The sequence below is a fragment of the Photobacterium iliopiscarium genome (genome assembly GCF_003026395.1).
GTDB lineage: Bacteria > Pseudomonadota > Gammaproteobacteria > Enterobacterales > Vibrionaceae > Photobacterium > Photobacterium iliopiscarium.
Window position 1 is genome coordinate 1 of the sequence record NZ_PYOO01000001.1, and the last position, 18,094, is coordinate 18,094.

General features: G+C 37.9%; 16 protein-coding genes and 1 pseudogene. 9 read left to right on the plus strand and 8 right to left on the minus strand.

Annotated elements, in window-relative coordinates; all coding sequences use genetic code 11:
- Window positions 1–584: 584 nt before the first annotated feature.
- Complete coding sequence (locus C9J51_RS00005; RefSeq protein WP_052668300.1) at window positions 585–1,364, minus strand: hypothetical protein; 780 nt, start codon at window positions 1,362–1,364, stop codon at window positions 585–587.
- A gap of 421 nt (window positions 1,365–1,785) precedes the next feature.
- Here C9J51_RS00005 and C9J51_RS00010 point away from each other — a divergent pair.
- Window positions 1,786–2,463 (plus strand): annotated as a pseudogene (locus C9J51_RS00010) (IS91 family transposase); the annotation flags it as partial.
- A 226-nt stretch (window positions 2,464–2,689) separates the two neighbouring features.
- On the opposite strand, the gene C9J51_RS00015 reads toward C9J51_RS00010, so the two are convergent.
- Window positions 2,690–3,478, minus strand: a complete 789-nt coding sequence (locus C9J51_RS00015) for a DUF2971 domain-containing protein (RefSeq protein ID WP_045040986.1) — start codon at window positions 3,476–3,478, stop codon at window positions 2,690–2,692.
- Between the two features lie 1,948 nt (window positions 3,479–5,426).
- Here C9J51_RS00015 and C9J51_RS00020 point away from each other — a divergent pair.
- The gene (locus C9J51_RS00020; RefSeq protein WP_045040588.1) at window positions 5,427–6,041 is read left to right on the plus strand and encodes a hypothetical protein; all 615 of its coding nucleotides are present in this window, start codon (window positions 5,427–5,429) and stop codon (window positions 6,039–6,041) included.
- Window positions 6,042–6,132: 91 nt separating this feature from the next.
- Here C9J51_RS00020 and C9J51_RS00025 read toward each other — a convergent pair whose 3' ends face one another.
- Complete coding sequence (locus tag C9J51_RS00025) at window positions 6,133–7,164, minus strand: hypothetical protein (RefSeq protein ID WP_045040587.1); 1,032 nt, start codon at window positions 7,162–7,164, stop codon at window positions 6,133–6,135.
- Window positions 7,165–7,415: 251 nt separating this feature from the next.
- Here C9J51_RS00025 and C9J51_RS00030 point away from each other — a divergent pair, with 251 nt between their 5' ends.
- Window positions 7,416–8,081: a DUF305 domain-containing protein gene (locus C9J51_RS00030; protein ID WP_052668179.1), complete on the plus strand. Its 666-nt coding sequence runs from the start codon at window positions 7,416–7,418 to the stop codon at window positions 8,079–8,081.
- 63 nt (window positions 8,082–8,144) lie between these two features.
- On the opposite strand, the gene C9J51_RS00035 is transcribed toward C9J51_RS00030, so the two are convergent.
- On the minus strand, window positions 8,145–8,831 hold the full coding sequence (locus C9J51_RS00035) for a pseudouridine synthase (RefSeq protein WP_045038680.1): 687 nt from the start codon (window positions 8,829–8,831) through the stop codon (window positions 8,145–8,147).
- 223 nt (window positions 8,832–9,054) lie between these two features.
- Between C9J51_RS00035 and C9J51_RS00040 the strand changes: the two genes are divergently transcribed.
- The 3 genes from C9J51_RS00040 (at window position 9,055) to C9J51_RS00050 (ending at window position 10,300) form a co-directional block, all read left to right on the plus strand.
- Window positions 9,055–9,435 (plus strand): hypothetical protein, encoded by a 381-nt coding sequence (locus C9J51_RS00040; RefSeq protein ID WP_045040586.1) that lies wholly within the window; start codon window positions 9,055–9,057, stop codon window positions 9,433–9,435.
- A gap of 122 nt (window positions 9,436–9,557) precedes the next feature.
- Complete coding sequence (locus C9J51_RS00045; protein ID WP_045040585.1) at window positions 9,558–9,761, plus strand: hypothetical protein; 204 nt, start codon at window positions 9,558–9,560, stop codon at window positions 9,759–9,761.
- Window positions 9,762–9,763: 2 nt separating this feature from the next.
- Window positions 9,764–10,300 (plus strand): protein disulfide oxidoreductase, encoded by a 537-nt coding sequence (locus tag C9J51_RS00050; RefSeq protein WP_107250810.1) that lies wholly within the window; start codon window positions 9,764–9,766, stop codon window positions 10,298–10,300.
- A 100-nt stretch (window positions 10,301–10,400) separates the two neighbouring features.
- Here the strand turns inward: C9J51_RS00050 and C9J51_RS00055 are convergent, their stop codons facing one another.
- Window positions 10,401–11,891 (minus strand): cobyric acid synthase, encoded by a 1,491-nt coding sequence (locus C9J51_RS00055; RefSeq protein ID WP_045040583.1) that lies wholly within the window; start codon window positions 11,889–11,891, stop codon window positions 10,401–10,403.
- A 175-nt stretch (window positions 11,892–12,066) separates the two neighbouring features.
- On the opposite strand from C9J51_RS00055, the gene C9J51_RS00060 reads away from it, so the two are divergent.
- From C9J51_RS00060 to C9J51_RS00070, 3 genes are all read left to right on the plus strand, one after another.
- Window positions 12,067–12,918: a CPBP family intramembrane glutamic endopeptidase gene (locus C9J51_RS00060; RefSeq protein WP_045040582.1), complete on the plus strand. Its 852-nt coding sequence runs from the start codon at window positions 12,067–12,069 to the stop codon at window positions 12,916–12,918.
- An 88-nt stretch (window positions 12,919–13,006) separates the two neighbouring features.
- Window positions 13,007–14,101: a nucleotidyltransferase family protein gene (locus tag C9J51_RS00065; RefSeq protein ID WP_045040581.1), complete on the plus strand. Its 1,095-nt coding sequence runs from the start codon at window positions 13,007–13,009 to the stop codon at window positions 14,099–14,101.
- A gap of 114 nt (window positions 14,102–14,215) precedes the next feature.
- Window positions 14,216–15,016, plus strand: coding sequence for an alpha/beta fold hydrolase (locus C9J51_RS00070; protein ID WP_045038684.1), 801 nt, complete (start codon window positions 14,216–14,218; stop codon window positions 15,014–15,016).
- A gap of 53 nt (window positions 15,017–15,069) precedes the next feature.
- Here C9J51_RS00070 and C9J51_RS00075 read toward each other — a convergent pair whose 3' ends face one another.
- The 3 genes from C9J51_RS00075 to C9J51_RS00085 form a co-directional block, all read right to left on the minus strand.
- Window positions 15,070–15,888: an alpha/beta fold hydrolase gene (locus tag C9J51_RS00075; protein ID WP_045040580.1), complete on the minus strand. Its 819-nt coding sequence runs from the start codon at window positions 15,886–15,888 to the stop codon at window positions 15,070–15,072.
- A 103-nt stretch (window positions 15,889–15,991) separates the two neighbouring features.
- Window positions 15,992–17,344 (minus strand): MATE family efflux transporter, encoded by a 1,353-nt coding sequence (locus tag C9J51_RS00080; RefSeq protein WP_082301524.1) that lies wholly within the window; start codon window positions 17,342–17,344, stop codon window positions 15,992–15,994.
- Between the two features lie 123 nt (window positions 17,345–17,467).
- Window positions 17,468–18,046, minus strand: coding sequence for a nucleoside triphosphate pyrophosphohydrolase family protein (locus C9J51_RS00085; RefSeq protein WP_045040579.1), 579 nt, complete (start codon window positions 18,044–18,046; stop codon window positions 17,468–17,470).
- Between the last annotated feature and the right edge of the window lie 48 nt (window positions 18,047–18,094).

Below are 18,094 nucleotides of genomic sequence, written 5' to 3' on the forward strand. Positions count from 1 at the left end.
TTGAAAAACGTTTTTAGCGAGATCAATACAAATAGTGCTAGGCTTATTCATGGTATGGGCTCCTTTTTGGTTGACACTATAACTTTAGCTGACAATGTCAGTAAGGTGGGGAGTCCATACCATTGAGGCTATCCGTGATCTACTCAACGCGTGATCGAGCCTTAAAGATGCCAATTAAATATATTAAATTTCGCAGATAAACATAAACACTACAACATGTGGACAGGTAGATCCCCTATCGCCCTCACTGACATTCACCGTATGGAATGTCGATAATCAGCCTTGATATAGCATAATAGTTATCTGTTTTTTAAAGAAAAAGTTATGGGTGTCCTATGTTTTTTTCCAGTCCCTATTTTTATAAGGCATTGTAGCCACAATTTTTCAAACTCCAAATCAGGAGAGTTTGCTACTGGAATTACCATTTATTTTCCTTAACTATTAAATCGAAATTTTCGCTGGTTGCATAACACGTTTTCTACGATGCAGACTTAGCTGAATTTTAACGCCTTAATCACTGAAACTAAAGGCAAACTGACAACGCCGAATGTAGCAAATCGTGTTGATGCATTTGTTATGTGAATCTAGACTTCGTTGTAATTAAATTTTTGAAAACGTTCTGCTTCTGTTTTCAATACAGACCAATCAAAGGAATATTTTTGTTCTTCAGGCCAATCTGAAGGAAAACCAATTAGTAAGTACCCTCCGATTCCAGAATTCAGTTGGTGGTAAGAGTCCATCATAATACCTAAACTTCGTGTTGCCGAAAAACTCTCCGTTTTAAATTGAGATGAAATCAAAATCTGTAACGCAGCAAAGGCATTAAGTAAATTATTAAGATTTGCTTTATTAAAATTATCATGACGATCATGCTTGCTGGCATTATAAGCCTGATACCAATTCAATGAGCTTCCATCAACCCATTGTTTAAAAGGTTCAAATGTATGACTTTCACCATCCCATACAGGATATTGAACTCGATACGATGATAACCTATGACTTATATTAACTTTATGAAAATCTCTAATATTCCAACTATTTTCAGACCTAGATTTTCCTTTATGATCAACTGGCGTATAGATATTTTCCTTCAAAATTGCTCTAAAGTTAGCTTCAATCTCAATACACGTTCTCATCAATAATTCATGAATTCTAAAACTATGCGTATTCAAATTGGTATCCGACGGTTCAACAAACTCAAAGATTTGTTGTAAATCATCTTGTAACATCATGAAAGCTCTAATGTAATGAGTCGGATTTTGAGAATACTCTCTATCAACAATATAAGCCCATCCACTATATCCAGAATTTGGGCTATTAACCATTGATCTATAATTTCGATGGTAAGGTTTATCTATAATCATATTTACTCCATTCACATAACAACTTATTATATTAACAACTTGCCCGAATTTGTTCGTTGAGCATGCGCCCGTATTTATCTCGCAATAATATAAAAAACATTATAAATCAGATACTTTTTTACTTATAAATCCCGATAGTAATCACAAAATCGGAAAAAAATAAAGGACAGCCATATTTTTACTTTAAAACTCAACATACGGTTAGTAGATTCCCTATCGCCCTTGCGAGAGCATTCACTATAGAACATGACGATAACCAGCCCTGACAATAGCGTTAATTCTTATCTGTTTTCTAAAGGTAAAGTTATGGGTGTCCAATATTTATATTAAATTTAATACGCTGTGAGTAAATTCTCTATCTCCCGCTCAATAATTCTCGATTAGAAATGACAGTAGGTAGATAAAAAATTATGGGTGTCCTTCGTTTCTCAATAAACATCTTGGCAATAAAATAGGTTTTACTTCTGTGTTACATACTCATAATCGTCGTCGAGACTTACATCTTCATATTCATATGGTGATCACTGGCGGTGGATTTGATGAAAACAAGCGGCAATGGAAACAGTGTAAAAACAAGTACCTATTTAATGCTTTTGCGTTAGCGAAAGTATGGCGAGCTAGATTGCTGGAATATATCACCAGCGTACTCAAGCTCCCCTTACCTGACAAATTAGCAAATAAATGGGTGGTAGATTGTCGCTATGTTGGTCATGGAAAACCTGCATTATTGTATTTATCGAAATACCTTTATCGGGGTGTAATTGCTGATAAAGACATTCTTTATCTCGATGATCATCAGGTGACATTTCGATATAAAGATAATCAAACAAAAACAATGAAAACACGCACTTTACCTGTATTACAGTTTCTATGGCTGATATTGCAACATGTATTACCAAAAGGATTAAGGCGAGTTCGTGATTATGGTTTATTACGAGGACATGAGAAGAAACAACTTCAAGTGATCCAATATGCCTTTATGTTAGCAGGGCAACTGACGTTGCCCTCACAACAAAAAGTTGTCCGTTTAACGGCACAACCCTTTTGTCCATGCTGTCAGCATGTCATGCAATTAGCGGGGATTTTTCGACCCAGATAAAAACGTAAAATAATAAGGATAATGGCATTAACGCGTAATAATTAAAGAGGATCTAATTATAAATCAATAAATTAAATTGATTGGTTCACGCCAAGGATAACGCTCGACTTCTTTTCAATACCACCCTTCATGACATTCGCAATATTTACTTATATAAGGTTGCTCGGGCTTGTCCAACACTTCGGATAGGTGTCGGCTGCGCGACACATATCCTTATCTGTTAGGTTTATAATTCCGTAAAGTTCAGGGAGTACTCTTCTGGGCTAATCGAAGCTCTGTAAACTGAAACATTTGGCATTGACTCAGAAATTAACTTCCGATATTCAAAGCATTGTTCTTCTTTCATATTAGCTCCAAAATAAATTTCCTTGATACATTCTAGTGGGACTTCATGGAGATAAATTGAGCAATCAAAGGCACACGTAGATTTTTGTTTTTCACAAATTTCAAGGTCCTTAAACAAACGCTCCTCTTCCTCGTATGCCCAATCTAGCGACTTCTCGCAATACAAACTATCCAAAGTTGGTAATTCAGAAATCTTTCTATTATGTCGGTAAGTAACGCGCTTTAAAGGTGGATTAAATTCTTCACGACCACTATCACTGAAAAAACTATGATTTTCGTCCAACGCAACAACAAACCCTGTATGTGAATCAGCATAATGTGACCACATAAGCATATTTCTGTGGTTTCTTGAAAGCGACAATATACCAAACAAACTCGATAGATAGTTCGTAACCATTTCCCCCTGAACATGAGGTAGGCTCAGATAATCTGAAGCTTGCTGCATACGCTCAAATTGAGTATCTATTTGCGCGCTTTTTGCTGGGAATTGCTGTTTACGTTTAGCTTTCATCTCTTCAAGAGTCTCCGCTTTTACAACATCCTCCACTTCCATTTGCAATAAAACACTAGACTCAAACGGGTCATTTAATGCCTGAAGTTGAGTAAACCTAAGCTGTCTCTCTTTGATGAATTTTTCAATGCGTTGACCGCCCAAATATTTGTATAACACTGATTCCTCCATAAACCTAACAACTTATTATATTAACAACTTGCCCGAATTTGTTCTTTGAGCATGCGCCCGTATTTATCTCGCAATAATATAAAAAACATTATAAATCAGATATTTTTTTACTTATAAATCCCGATAGTAATCACAAAATCGGGCACTTACCATCTAGTTTCCAGTTTTTCTACTAGAGTCAAAGAATATGGAACATAGGATAGCCATATCTTTACTTTATAAATTCAATACGCTGTGAGTGAATTCTCTATATCCCTCCCAATAATTCTCGATTAGGAATGACAGTAGGTAGATAAAAAATTATAGGTGTCCAGTTTTTCACTTGTGATATGACGAATAATAAGCCGTGTAATTATCGTGATAATGTACGAACTTGGTGATTCATCATTCCCTACAGAACGAAATCGAGAATCGACTATCAACATGTCGTAACGTTATTATTGTTGTTTTAACAGGTTCTTATTGGCGTCTTTAGAGCTCAAGCGCGCAATGATTAGATCACGGATAGCTCGTACCTCACTTCCGAGATGACGAATAATAAGCCGTGTAATTATCGTGATGATATCCAAAATTAATTATTCATCATTCCCTACAGAACAAGATCAAGAATCGACTATCAACATGTCATAACGTTATTATTGTTGTTTTAACAGGTTCTTATTGGCATTTTTAAGGCTCAAGCGCGCAATAATTAGATCACGGATAGCTCGTACCTCACTTCCGAGATGACGGATAATAAGCCGTGTTATTTTTCAACAGAGCGTAATAACAATAGTGATAGGAAATCTAATGATTTAAAAAATGGTCAGCTAATTATTAGGGTTGATATAAATTTGAGTTTCAATAAATATACGCCCGACTTTACTTCGCATAGATTACAACTTAACCATTCAGTCAAAAGTGTAACTAAATATCCTTACTATTTTAATTTTTTGTGGAACATAGGACAGCCATATATTTACTGTGAATAAATTCTCTATCTTCCGCGCAATGATTAGATCACGGATAGCTCATACCTCACTTCCGAGATGACTGATAATAAACCATGTTATTTTCGTGATAATGTACGAGCTTGATTATTCATCATTCCCTACAGAACAAGATCAAGAATCTATCATCAACATGTCGTAACGTTATTATTATTGTTTTAATAGGTTCTTATTGGCGTCTTTAAGGCTCAAGCGCGCAATGATTAGATCACGGATAGCTCGTACCTCACTTCCGAGATGACGGATAATAAACCATGTTATTTTCGTGATGATGTCCGCATTTAATTATTCGTCATTCCCTACAGAACGAAATCGAGAATCGACTATCAACATGTCGTAACATTATTATTATTGTTGTTTTAACAGGTTATTATTGGCGTCTTTAAGGCTCAAGCGCGCAATAATTAGATCACGGATAGCTCGTACCTCACTTCCGAGATGACGGATAATAACCCGTGTAATTATCGTGATAATGTACGAACTTGATTATTCATCATTCCCTACAGAACAAGATCAAGAATCTATCATCAACATGTCGTAACGTTATTATTATTGTTATTTTAATAAGTTCTTATTGGCGTCTTTAGGGCTCAAGCGCGCAATGATTAGATCACGGATAGCTCGTACCTTACTTCCGAGATGACGAATAATAAACCGTATTATTTTTCAACAGAGCGTAATAACAATAGTGATAGGAAATCTAATGATTTAAAAAATGGTCAGCTAATTATTAGGGTTGATATAAATTTGAGTTTCAATAAATATACGCCCGACTTTACTTCGTATAGATTATAACTTAACCATTCAGTCAAAAGTGCAACTAAACAGCCTCATTATTTTAATTTTTTGCGAGCTAGGCTACAAAACACCACTACTAATCGTTGTCTAATCCCACCCTATAAAAATATTTTAATAATCATACGATTGTATAGCTAGCGAAGATAGATATGAACAATATAACGATAGCACCATCACAAGCTACAATAGCATTAACAACAGATTTGCTTGTTGCTCAAGTAAACGCTGAACTGACCTTACAGCCCCTTGATTTAGTCAAAATAAAAGGCTCATATTCACAATTTTTTGCTTATTTTCATGCCAAATTAGCACCCTATATTGATGGCTGGGTTGATATGGTGAACCGCGATAAGACTACTTTGACAAACCTGAATAGTGACTATGGCTATTTTGCTTTTGCGCATTACCTTGCACGTCAGTATGATCCTACGCGCTGGTCAGAAGAAGTGATGGTGATGACAAAGGGATTTATTAATATCACCGATAAAAAAATATCATTCAATGCTATTAATATTCATCATATTTACGATTATCTGATGACAGAATTATTGGATATGAATAATTTAAAACACCAGCTACGGCATTTATTAATTACCGATAATATTAACTATTTATACCGTAACACTCCACCTTGTATTCACAGATATGCGGTTGACGATTCAAAAAATATCGCAAAACGTATTCAGCAGAATATCTGTTTCTTATTCATGTTATATCTCAAGACAATCGCAACAACGACACAAACAATGATTAACAGTAAATAAACACTGATATCAATCTCCACATCATTCCTGATTTTGAATATTAATGAATGATGTGGTGATAGTAATCAATAACAGTCTTAACGGGATTATCTTACAGTAGCTGTCTTAATTTATATTCAACTAATGGATCGTTAGGAACCAGTTGTTGCGCCATCTCTAGCAATTGAATCGCATCTTGTGGGTGATCATCTTGATGTTTCAAGGCAATATCAATCAAAGGTTGTACATCAATTTGAGCTTGATGCTCTTGTACATGCGCTTCTTTTTCATCAATCAAAATATTATGCGCTTTACTCAATAACCCTAATCGGTGCTCTGAATATGCATTGGCCTTACTTAGGCTTTGATAATAATCTTCTTTAAAGCGTAATGTTTTTGTTTGTTGACGAAACTGAGCAATATCAAGTTGCTGATGGCGAATAAAATCGACGGCAACCTGCTTATAAAAACCAAATTTATTGAGGTAAGTGGCATGCGTGCCATGTCCCATTCCAAACACACGTAAATGGGTCAATTCTGGATAACGTTTGGCGTGTAAGCGATCAATATTATTGGTGGGATCATAAATAATATAGCCTTTAGCTTTACCTAAATTAAGATCATGATAATCCCCTTCCCAATCAAATTGCTGCGCTAGTTCAGTACTAGAGCGATCATCCCACGGGGCGATGGTTTTATTCTTAGTACTCACAGGATGAAATAATAAAACTTGATCAAGTTGCAATAAATTGGCAAAAGCACCCACCGCAAAACCACCACGACTTAGACCATAGCCTAAACGATAGCTAAACGGTTCAAGTAACGTAGTTAACTGTTCAAGAAAGAAAATTAAGTTACGACTACGAAACCAATTACTCTTTCCTAAATGTTGAAAAGAGATAACATTCACGTTCTGTTTTTTAGCGAGGTGGAATCCCCAAGGTGCAAAATCCTCATCAATATCGTGTTGTTGTACGTTGGTTCCCGCAGGCGAAAATGTAAACAGTAGCGGCTTATTTACATCAACAAACTCATACTTAACAAACATATCATCAAGTAAGTCCCCTCCTGACATTGGAAGTTGCGCTTGCTGCTGTGAACGAGAGTGTGTTAGCCACTCATCTAACCAATACAATAATTTCATTTTACCCACCTTTAAAAACAACCGCGGGATTGTAGCAAAGATAGGCATCAAACGAAAATTTTAGTTAGAGTACTAATTATTTTAACTGGAACTTATACTTTATAATTGTAAATACAACGATACATTGGTTATTTAAAAATAAACCCGTAAGCCAGCTTAAAGGTGAATATTTATAGCATTATCGGCTTGACCTTCCCTGTAGTGGAAGCTTTATGCTGTCATCCTAATAACAAACACACATCGAGCTCATCATGAAAAAATTATCTTTAGCTATTGTTTTGTCAGCACTACTTTCTACCACTGCATTTGCAAGTGAAAATGTGGTCGATCACAGTAATGTAATGCCAACTAAAACTGTCATTAGTCTACAAGCATCACAAACGATGATGAAAGACTCTATGGCGGCAATGGCAGGTATGCATACGTTAAAATTAACGGGTGATCCTGATTTAGATTTTATAGCGGGTATGCTTCCTCACCATGAAGGTGCGATTGTGATGAGTGAATCAATTCTACCAACACTGACTAACCCTGCGGTGCATAAATTAGCGCTTAATATTATTAAATCACAAAAAGAAGAAGTGGTTTATATGAAGCATTGGCTAGCAACACACAAAGAAATACCACTAGCACAACGTGATATTGCTAACTCACAAGAAATGATGACCAAATCAATGAAAATCATGCACAACATGATGGAAGTTAAATTAACCGGTCACCCAAATGTTGATTTCGTTGCGGGTATGATCCCTCACCATGAAGCAGCAGTAGAAATGGCAGAAGTCATCATGCCTTATCTAAAAGATCAATCAACGAAGACTCTCGCACAAAGTATTATCAAATCACAACAACAACAAATTAGCTTTATGAAAACATGGCTAAAAGATAATACACCAGCGGCAGTGCCTGCGAAGTAAATAAGATCACACTTATTTATACATAAATCCGACTTAAATAAGTCGGATTTATTTTATCTGTTTTTAATCAATCGAAAACTCTCGATATTGACCACTTTCAAGCCCAGCTACCGATAAATGCCCTACCGACACACGATGCAGTGCTAATACTTCATTTTGAAAAAAGCCAAACATACGTTTCACTTGATGGTACTTCCCTTCAACCAATGAAAGCCGTGCTTGATACTCTGAGACGATTTCTAAATGCGCGGGCTTAGTGGTGATATTCTCATACCCAAAATAAATCCCCTCTTTGAACACGGTAATATATTCCTCAGTAACAGGTTTTGATAAAGTCACTTCATATACTTTTGCGAGTTTGGTTTCAGGTAGACTTATTTGACGTGACCATGCGCCATCGTTAGTTAACAACACTAACCCTGTCGTATTAAAATCTAACCGCCCAACAATATGTAATTCATCTTTTTGAGGATGATCAATTAAATCTAATACGGTTGTATGCTTAGAATCTTTGGTCGCACTGACAATACCTTGCGGTTTATTCAACATAATATAAATCGGTTTATTATCTTGAAGGCTGTGACCATCTAATTCAACATGCATAAATTGAGTCACTTTTTGATGCGTTGAATGTGCGGCTTCTCCATCCACGATGATCCTTTTCTGAGCAACCAAAAGACGAGTGTCTGATATAGAGTAAATACTATGTTGACTTATAAAACGATCGAGTCGAGTGGTAGACGATTTCATAACATAACAATATCCGCAGTATGTAAAAATGCATTCGAAAATGTACTTTTTAAGAAGTGAACATCTTTACATATAACAACAAAAATAGAACAGCTATATTTTGAAAATTAATGTTCAGGTGTACTTGATGTTATTTACTTTTAATAACACTTTAAATATTGATTAATTATCATGGGCTAAATATGATATTATTCTGTTAAATATTTCACCATAGAGTTAATTTTTGAAATTCTCACTCTTACAATATAAGCGTCAAACACTCGCTTCATGGTCACTGATTTTAGTGAGTATTGTGCTATTGGTGTGTATTTCTCAAAATTTAGGCCTTTCTACATTATGTTCTTTAGCGCCGACAATTGACGCAACTGAACAGCTTCAATCTCATCCACAAACACACTCAGATCTAGAAACACAATGCAGCAATAGTGAGCATCTTGTTAATGCCAACACGATTAACATTGATTTTGCGATTCCAATGTTTATCCTCGCCCTTGTTATTATTGCAGCGATATTAAAGCAATCGGGTGTTAAGTACTTCCCTCCTGAGCCAACAACCTCCTATGGTGTACGGCGACATTTAGCTTTTTGTACCTTTCAAGAATAAACACAATCAGGGTCTGAAGATCGATCATTATTACGTCTTAAAAAACCAAGGCATCATAGTGTGTGATAACAGCCCCTCCTAATACTTATATCTTTTTATATAATTATTCACGGAGCAATATTGTGTTTAAAAATCAAATTGTTAGTACTGTTTTATTTACGGTATCGTTAGTATCAGTGCTATTTCTAGCGACGATCCCTGTCGCTACACCATCGCTAAAAACAGGCATGTTAACCCATCCACCAGCACAACTCTGTTTAATGCTAACGGAATTACTCAACCACGATACGGCGATGCAAACACTAGAATTTGGAAGGGGAAAATAATAATGACAACTAAAAAAAACCAATCTAAAAAAGCGACCAATGTAGCAACTAAGCTATGGCTAAAAGCAAAAGAAATCATAAAACTGGTGCTTATTTTATCACTCTTTTTTATCGCTATAGATGCTTGGCGCAGTAAAGATATGCCATCAGACGTGATCCCTACATTAGCGGCAAATACACTGGATCAGCAATGGGTTGATATTAAAAAGATGAGTGATGAAAAACCCGTATTACTCTATTTTTGGGCGACATGGTGCTCAGTGTGTAAACTGGTTAGCCCTAGTGTTGATTGGCTTGCAGATAATCATCAAGTGGTATCAGTTGCGGTTACATCTGGCGAGAACCAACGGGTTGCCCAATTTATGAAGTATAAAGAATACAATTTCCCGGTCATCAATGATCCAACAGGTAAAATTGGTCGAGAATGGGGCGTTACTGCGACACCTTCAATCATAATCATTAAAAATGGTCAGATTTCATCAATAACAACCGGTGCAACAACCCCGATAGGCTTGTGGTTACGGCTGATTTTTGCTTAACCACGCTATAAATCAGTTCATTGTTACTACCAACAGTGGTTGTTGGTAGTAACTTATGCAATAACTATCGTTGTAAAATAAGCTGTGCAAAATAGCCTAATTAACGCTTAAATTTATCAGCCCATTGTGGCCATATAGCCGCGAGATCCATGTATTCTTCGATAGTATCAGCAATACGATCAATGCCTTGCTGACGAATTTCATCAAAATCAGGAGTTTGGGTCGCTTCTAAACCAGCCCAACGTAAAATAGCATCACATGCACCTTGTTGTTCGAAAATACCATGCAAATAGGTGCCAAACACTTGATCATCACAGCCTAATTGACCATCAGGACCATCTGTTAGTTGCACTGGCGCATTGGCACTCACACCTTGAGTAACACCCGCATGAATTTCATAACCTTTAACGGTAACAGGCATTTGATTAGGCATGGTTAGTGTGCCCTCTGTTTGTTGCAAGCATTTGTTTTTCTCAATGGTGGTAGCAATAGATAAATACCCTAAACCTTGGCTAACCCCCGCTTCACCTTCAATCGCATGCGGATCAGCAATGGTTTCACCTAACATCTGATAACCACCACAAATACCCATCACTTTGCCGCCTAAACGCAAATGACGTTGGATCTGTTTATCCCAACCTTGTTCACGTAAGAACGCTAAATCACTACGTACACTTTTAGTGCCTGGAATAATGATCAAATCGGCGGCAGGAAAAGGCTGACCTTTGCCGACAAACTGCAAGTTAACTTGAGGATGCATGCGCAGGGGATCAAAATCAGTATGGTTACTCACGCGGGTTAAAACAGGCACTACCACCTTTAATTGATGATCAGCGGCATCAACTTGTTGGCAGTTAATCGCATCTTCAGCTTCTAACATTAAGCCATGTAAATACGGTAACACGCCTAATACTGGCTTACCTGTTTTTTGTTCTAGCCACTCTAAACCCGATTCCAGTAACTTAATATCACCACGGAAACGGTTGATAACAAAACCTTTGACCCGTGCTTGTTCTGATTCAGACAATAACGCTAACGTGCCATAGATATGAGCGAACACCCCACCGCGATCAATATCTGCAATAATGATCACCGGCACATCGGCTTTTTCAGCAAAGCCCATGTTTGCCACATCATTTTCACGTAAGTTGATTTCAGCAGGACTACCCGCACCTTCAATAACAATGGTTTGATACTGTTGTTGCAACAGTGTGAATGATTCCATAATCGGCGTCATTACCACTTTCTTGTAGTTATGAAAACCCACAGCATCCATATCAGCTAAAGCGTGGCCTTGTACGATCACTTGTGCACCAACATCAGTATTGGGTTTAAGTAAGACAGGATTCATATGCACGCTAGGCTCAATACCACAGGCTTGAGCTTGAACGGCTTGTGCTCGCCCAATCTCACCGCCATCTTTGGTCACAGCGCTGTTTAATGCCATATTTTGTGATTTAAACGGTGCCACACGAATACCTCGGCGTGCCAACACGCGACATAATCCAGCCACCAGCACACTTTTACCTGCATCTGACGTCGTACCTTGTACCATTAATGCACGTGTTGTCGATTGTAATGTATCCGTCATTTCCTAATTCCATGTTGATATAATAAGGGAGAGTAACCACAGATGATGGCTATCTATAAGTCGCCAATCATCTTAGCAATTGATCATGTGGATAATAACTCATAAAAAATACGTTTGAATAATCATCAATCTGGTGTATATGATAACGATTATCATTTTTTATCACTCCTTTTTTATGAATTATCTTATTTTACCGACCATGTTGGTATGGCTATTATTGGCAATCAGCATCGGTTGTGCGTTAACAAAAACAACGTCTTGGCGCATACCGCTACTACTGACCTTGATCACCGCAGTGATGTTGAACATCTTAACGGTGATTGGCGCTGCCATTATGGTCAGTGGTATCGTGATTGCCCGTTTTACCGCTCAACAACAATCTAAGCCACTGATCTATGCAGGTCATATGGTTGTTGTTTTGTGGATCATTGGGTTAATTCTGCACTTGTACCCTGGTATCAATAATTTATTGGTACTTGATCACGTCAATAGTGGCCCACTTAGTCGACCGTTTACGCTTTACTTTAATATCGATAAACCCATGCTTATTTTTGCACTGCTACTACTCGTGCCCAATATAGTAAGCAATAACGAATATAACTGGCATCATCTTTCGCTCTCACGCATGCAAAAAAGTATTATTGGTGGCGGATTAATCACATTACCGTTATTAGCATGGGCATTACAACTGGTACAGCCTGAATTCACCTTGCCGTCATGGTGGTGGATCTTTGCGATTAATAATTTGATATTTACGTGTGTTGCCGAAGAAGTGCTTTTCCGTGGTTATATTCAAGGACTGCTATGTAAGAAATTAGCACCACCGATGGCGATTATTATTGCGAGTGTTTTATTTGGACTTGCGCACTTTGCTGGTGGACCATTATTTATCATTATTGCGACATTGGCTGGCATACTTTATGGTTTAAGCTATTATTGGACTAAGAAGATAACGGTCGCGATCGTGGTTCATTTTGCATTTAACTTACTTCATTTAGTCTTTTTTACTTACCCACTGCCCTTGTAATAATGCAAAATAAAAAGGCTTTTCACCTTACTTTGAACACCGCTACACAATCTTCATCAACATAAAACAGGGATAAGGAACAGGATGAATGTCAAAAATATTGCTCATAAATGTCCTCAACAATCCTAATATATTACTGAATGTTGATGAAAAAATTAGTTATCAAATTATTACTGAAGCTCGTCACCTATCGTTATTAGGGCAATTAAAGGCGTGTTGTGATCGAGCGCACATCGAACATGATCTTCCTCTGCACACCCAGCAACAATTATTGTCTGGGTTTCACAGCTATCAAAAACAACAACAACAATTATTACTTGAACATCAACATCTCACTGAACAATTACAAGGGGTTATTAACTCATGGCGTTACTTACGCGGTAGCGCACTACAGTTCCTTAATAACGATATGTTTGCTGGCAGAATCAAAAATAATATTGATATTTACGTTCCACAACAACATGTTGCTAACGTTGAAAAAACGCTATTAGATAACGGCTGGCGCTATAAAAATATCGCTGATTATGAAGAAACGTTTTATCGTCGTTGGGCACAGCAAACCACGCCATTGATCCACAAACAACGCCGTACTGAGCTGGCGATTCACTTTCAATTATTACCCAAAACATTGATCAATAAACTCGATCCAACGCCTTTGTTGCACCACCATTTATCACCGCCATTGTGCGAGCCTGCAACATTACTATCGCCAGATGCGATGGTGCTTCATCAAGCGATTATGTTATTTCATCAAATTGATTACCATTATGGCTTACGGGATATTTACAGCTTATATTTACAGTTTGTTTATTTTAGTAAAGACGCGACTTTTTGGCATAATTTAATTCAACTTCACCAACAAGTCGGCAATGATAATAGCCTTTATCTCGCCGTTAGTTTATGTCAGCGTTTATTTAATTTAACTGTTCCTGAAAATGTATTAACCTATTTTAAACAACAAAAATCACATCAATTATCCTATTGGCTCTATCAACAACGGTTTATTGATGCGTTTATTTACCAATTTCCTTTGCACCGCAACATGGGTTATCGTGATGCGGTTAAATCACTGCGATTTCGTGGCCGTTTAAAACAAATGCCGATCTACTCTATTGTGCCGCATATTATTAAACGATTAATTGTTAATAGTATTCCGCATGACGATGAAGAAGTGATCAACTAAATACGACTAACTTCCAATTATCATTATTTGATACCTAATAAGACAGGCGCACGTAAGAATTCTCATGTTACTATGCTAAGCCATTCTCAAGGAAGGAAGAAGAATTTGGATAACATGCTGTTTTACAAAACATACCCTCATAAACAAAGTAAAGAGTGGGTCGTATTTGTCCATGGTGCGGGGGGAAGTTCTGCTATCTGGTTTAAGCAAATAAGAGCCTACAAACAGCATTTTAATTTACTCTTATTAGATTTGCGTGGTCATGGTAAATCTAACACCATGTTTCAAGATGTAATGGATAACCAATATACATTTAAAATGGTGACCAAAGATATTATCGATGTGCTTAATCACCTTAAGATTGAATCAGCCCATTTTGTCGGCATGTCATTAGGCACCATTATTATTCGTCATCTGGCTGAACTGGCGCCAGAACGGGTTCAAACAATGACATTAGGTGGTGCGATAACACGTTTAAATACACGATCTCAAGTGTTAATTAGTTTGGGCAATCTGAGCAAACATATCCTGCCCTATATGTGGTTATACCGTATATTTGCTTATGTCGTTATGCCACAAAAAAACCAACGTCAATCTCGCCATTTATTTATTCGAGAAGCTAAAAAACTCTGCCAGCAAGAATTTAAGCGGTGGTTCAAATTAGCGACAGATGTTAACCCGATTATGAAATACTTTAAGGAAAAAGAACTTGTCATCCCAACCCTATATTTAATGGGTGAGCATGATTATATGTTTATTAAATCCGTCAAAGAGATGATTAAACGTCATCAAAATAGTGTATTAACTCAATTATCAAATTGTGGTCATGTATGTAATGTCGAACAACCAGAAGCATTCAACCATCATTCAATTGAATTTATTCAACTGCACAGCCAACCACCACTAGCGCACTAATAAAATAAGCCACAGTGAGGCATTGCACACTCACTGGGCTTAGAATCTGAATGTTACGCAGGTAATACTTTACTTAAAAAACGCTGTAATTGTTCAGTCACAAATTGCGGTTGTTCAAGGTTACTAATGTGCCCAGCATCAGGAATAAGCACATATTCACTGCCATCAATCGCATCATGCATTAATTGTGCTTCAAGTGGTGGACGTGGATTATCTTCCAAACCTGACATAATTAATGTCGGAACGGTAAGCTGCTCGATATCATCAAACGTATCACGACGCCCAAACACCATGCGTCCCATCTCAGACACTGCCACTGCGCGATCACCTTGTAACTGTGCAAGAGAATGACGGAATGCACTGACTAATTGTGGGTTATGAAGATGACCATCCCGACGGAAAAATAATGGTACTATCATATCAATCAATGGCGCAGGAACATGTTGCTGATCGCGTAAAGTATCTAACATCGCAAAATATCTCGCGTGCATTACTTCTGGCTCATAGCCTAAGAAGGTATCCATTAGCACTAATGCCGTCACTCGCGCAGGCGCTTTAAGGGCTAATTCTGCACCCCACATGCCTCCCACAGACAAACCAATCACAGCAAATTTTTCAATCTCTAAATGATCCAATAATGCCAACACATTATCAGCATAATCACGTAATGTCCGTGTTGCTGACGGCGCACTGTCAGATCCACCATGCGCCCAAAAATCTGGCACAATACAACGATAATGTTGGCTTAACTCCGCGATCTGCGGTGCCCACATTGCACTATCCCATAAGTAGCTATGACCAAAGACAAGCACTGGACCTGTTCCTTGATCACGGTAAGTCATCTGCTGACCATCAATAGCGAATGTTTGCATTGTCGGTATCCTTTCTTGGTTAACACGTGTAGTGAATGTTACTTCGTTATTTTATTATTACGCCCAAATAATACATCTGGGATATCGCACATTATCATAACCGTTACGCCATTGATGTAACTCGGTATTTATTTCGAATGTTGGTTAACCCTTGACAGTAAAACACCCAAGCACAGAGTCCAGCGGCAATATTACCTAACATTGCACCAGTGAACAGCCCCGACAAACCCGCGAAATGCGCACCAATCCATAACACAGGCAGATAACACACAAATAATCGTAATGCAGAAATCAACAACGCACGCATCGGTAATCCCATCGCATTACAGACGGAAACCATCAGCATGCAAATACCTAATGCGCCAAGGCTAATAGGCACTCGCGTTAAGTGGATCATTAAAATTTGTTGTACTGAAGTATTGGTTGTTAATAACTGGGCTAACGGTTGAGCACTTAAAAAGAGTATGACGGCAATAACAACTTGCCAAACCAAGATAAAACGCACCGCAATCATGATCAATTTTTCAATGCTGGCAATGTCTTTACGACCAAGCATGCGCCCCACCATCGGTGGCATCGACATGGTTAATGCAAGCACAATCACTAATGAAAAGAACTCTAATCGCGAACCTAATGCCCAAGCAGCAACGGTTGCCGCACCAAAACCAGCCACCAGCTTTGTGGCTAAAATAGCAGAAACAGGAGGTAATAGTTGGCTTAGCATTGCTGGTGCCATAATGTGAACTAATTCTTGAATCGCTTTATAAACCGCAAGCCCTCGCCAATCAAAACTCAACCATTGGCGTTTAAATAATAATGGAAACACCACCAGCATCCCGATGCTAAACGACACAATGGTCGCCCATGCCGCACCATTGATACCCATATTAAAGGTAAACATAAACAGTGGATCTAAACCAATATTAATCACACTGGTGATCACCATCATAATGCCGGGTAACAAGGTATTACCGTTGGCACGGCAAATACTGTAGGCAAAGTACACCATCGAGCCGCACCATGCACTTGTTAGCCATACGGGCCAATAACTATCAATAACACCAAAGACATTATCAGGCGCACCAAGTAACCATAACAACTGATGACGACCAAACCAGATTGCCGCACACAGCGCCATGATGCCAATATCACCAAGAATCACCACCACCCCACCTAATTGACGCGCTCGGTGATGATCATTATTACCTAATACCCGTGAAATTAAGGCAGTAGTTGCAATCCCTAATCCGACTTGTAATCCAATAACAAGCATTTGCATCGGTAATGTAAAGCCTTGCGCGGCGAGAGGTAAAATTCCAAGCTGACCGATAAATGCACTATCGACTAATTGAAAACTCATCAGTGACAATACACCGAATAACATTGGCCATGTCATGGTGAACAATTGATGCGCTAAACTGCGGGACGCTGGAAGTGTCATTGTTTTTGCGTTCATAATAATAGCTTAAATAAAACGTTAGCAAAAAGCACCGAGCATCTGCTTCAGCCTTGTACTTCATACCAATAAAAAATCCCCGCCATATAGCGAGGATTCAAAGAAATAACATTATAACGTAGATTAACGAATAACTAATTTAACAAGATCGGCAGGACGATAATAAACAGACTTTAAGACTTTACCAGTACGGATCAGCTTGCCATTAACTTCAACATCTTGTGCACATTTAGCAATGATATAATCACCTTTAGTACTCGCCATTAATGCAACACCTTGCTTGGCGTAAAAAGCATCAGTCTCGTCATATTGTTGCTGGTTGCAGCAGACTTTACTCATGTTACTTGAGTGGACTTCATTCCAGCAATCAATGAACGTGAATCCTAGACGCTCAGACATTTGCAATAAAATATCAATCAAATAACTAATACCAATATTATCAGTGATTTTTTTATCGCCTAAATGCACCAAACGTCCAATAAGAACATAAACAGAATCAACAATCGCATCGGCTTGTTCAACCAATGAATCCGCTTCTGCAAGCTCTGTCATCTCTTCAACGGCTAAAGAGGTATGTAACGCATCAGCTTGAGCATCTAAACTGGCTGGATTTTCAATATCTAAGTCGAAGGTGGAACGAAACTCTCGAATATCGCTGTAAAGGTGATCGAAAAGGGGTTGGTCTAGCGTAGAAAGTTTCATTCGAATATCCTTGTTTCAGATTTAAGGGGCAAACGTTATTTTATCATT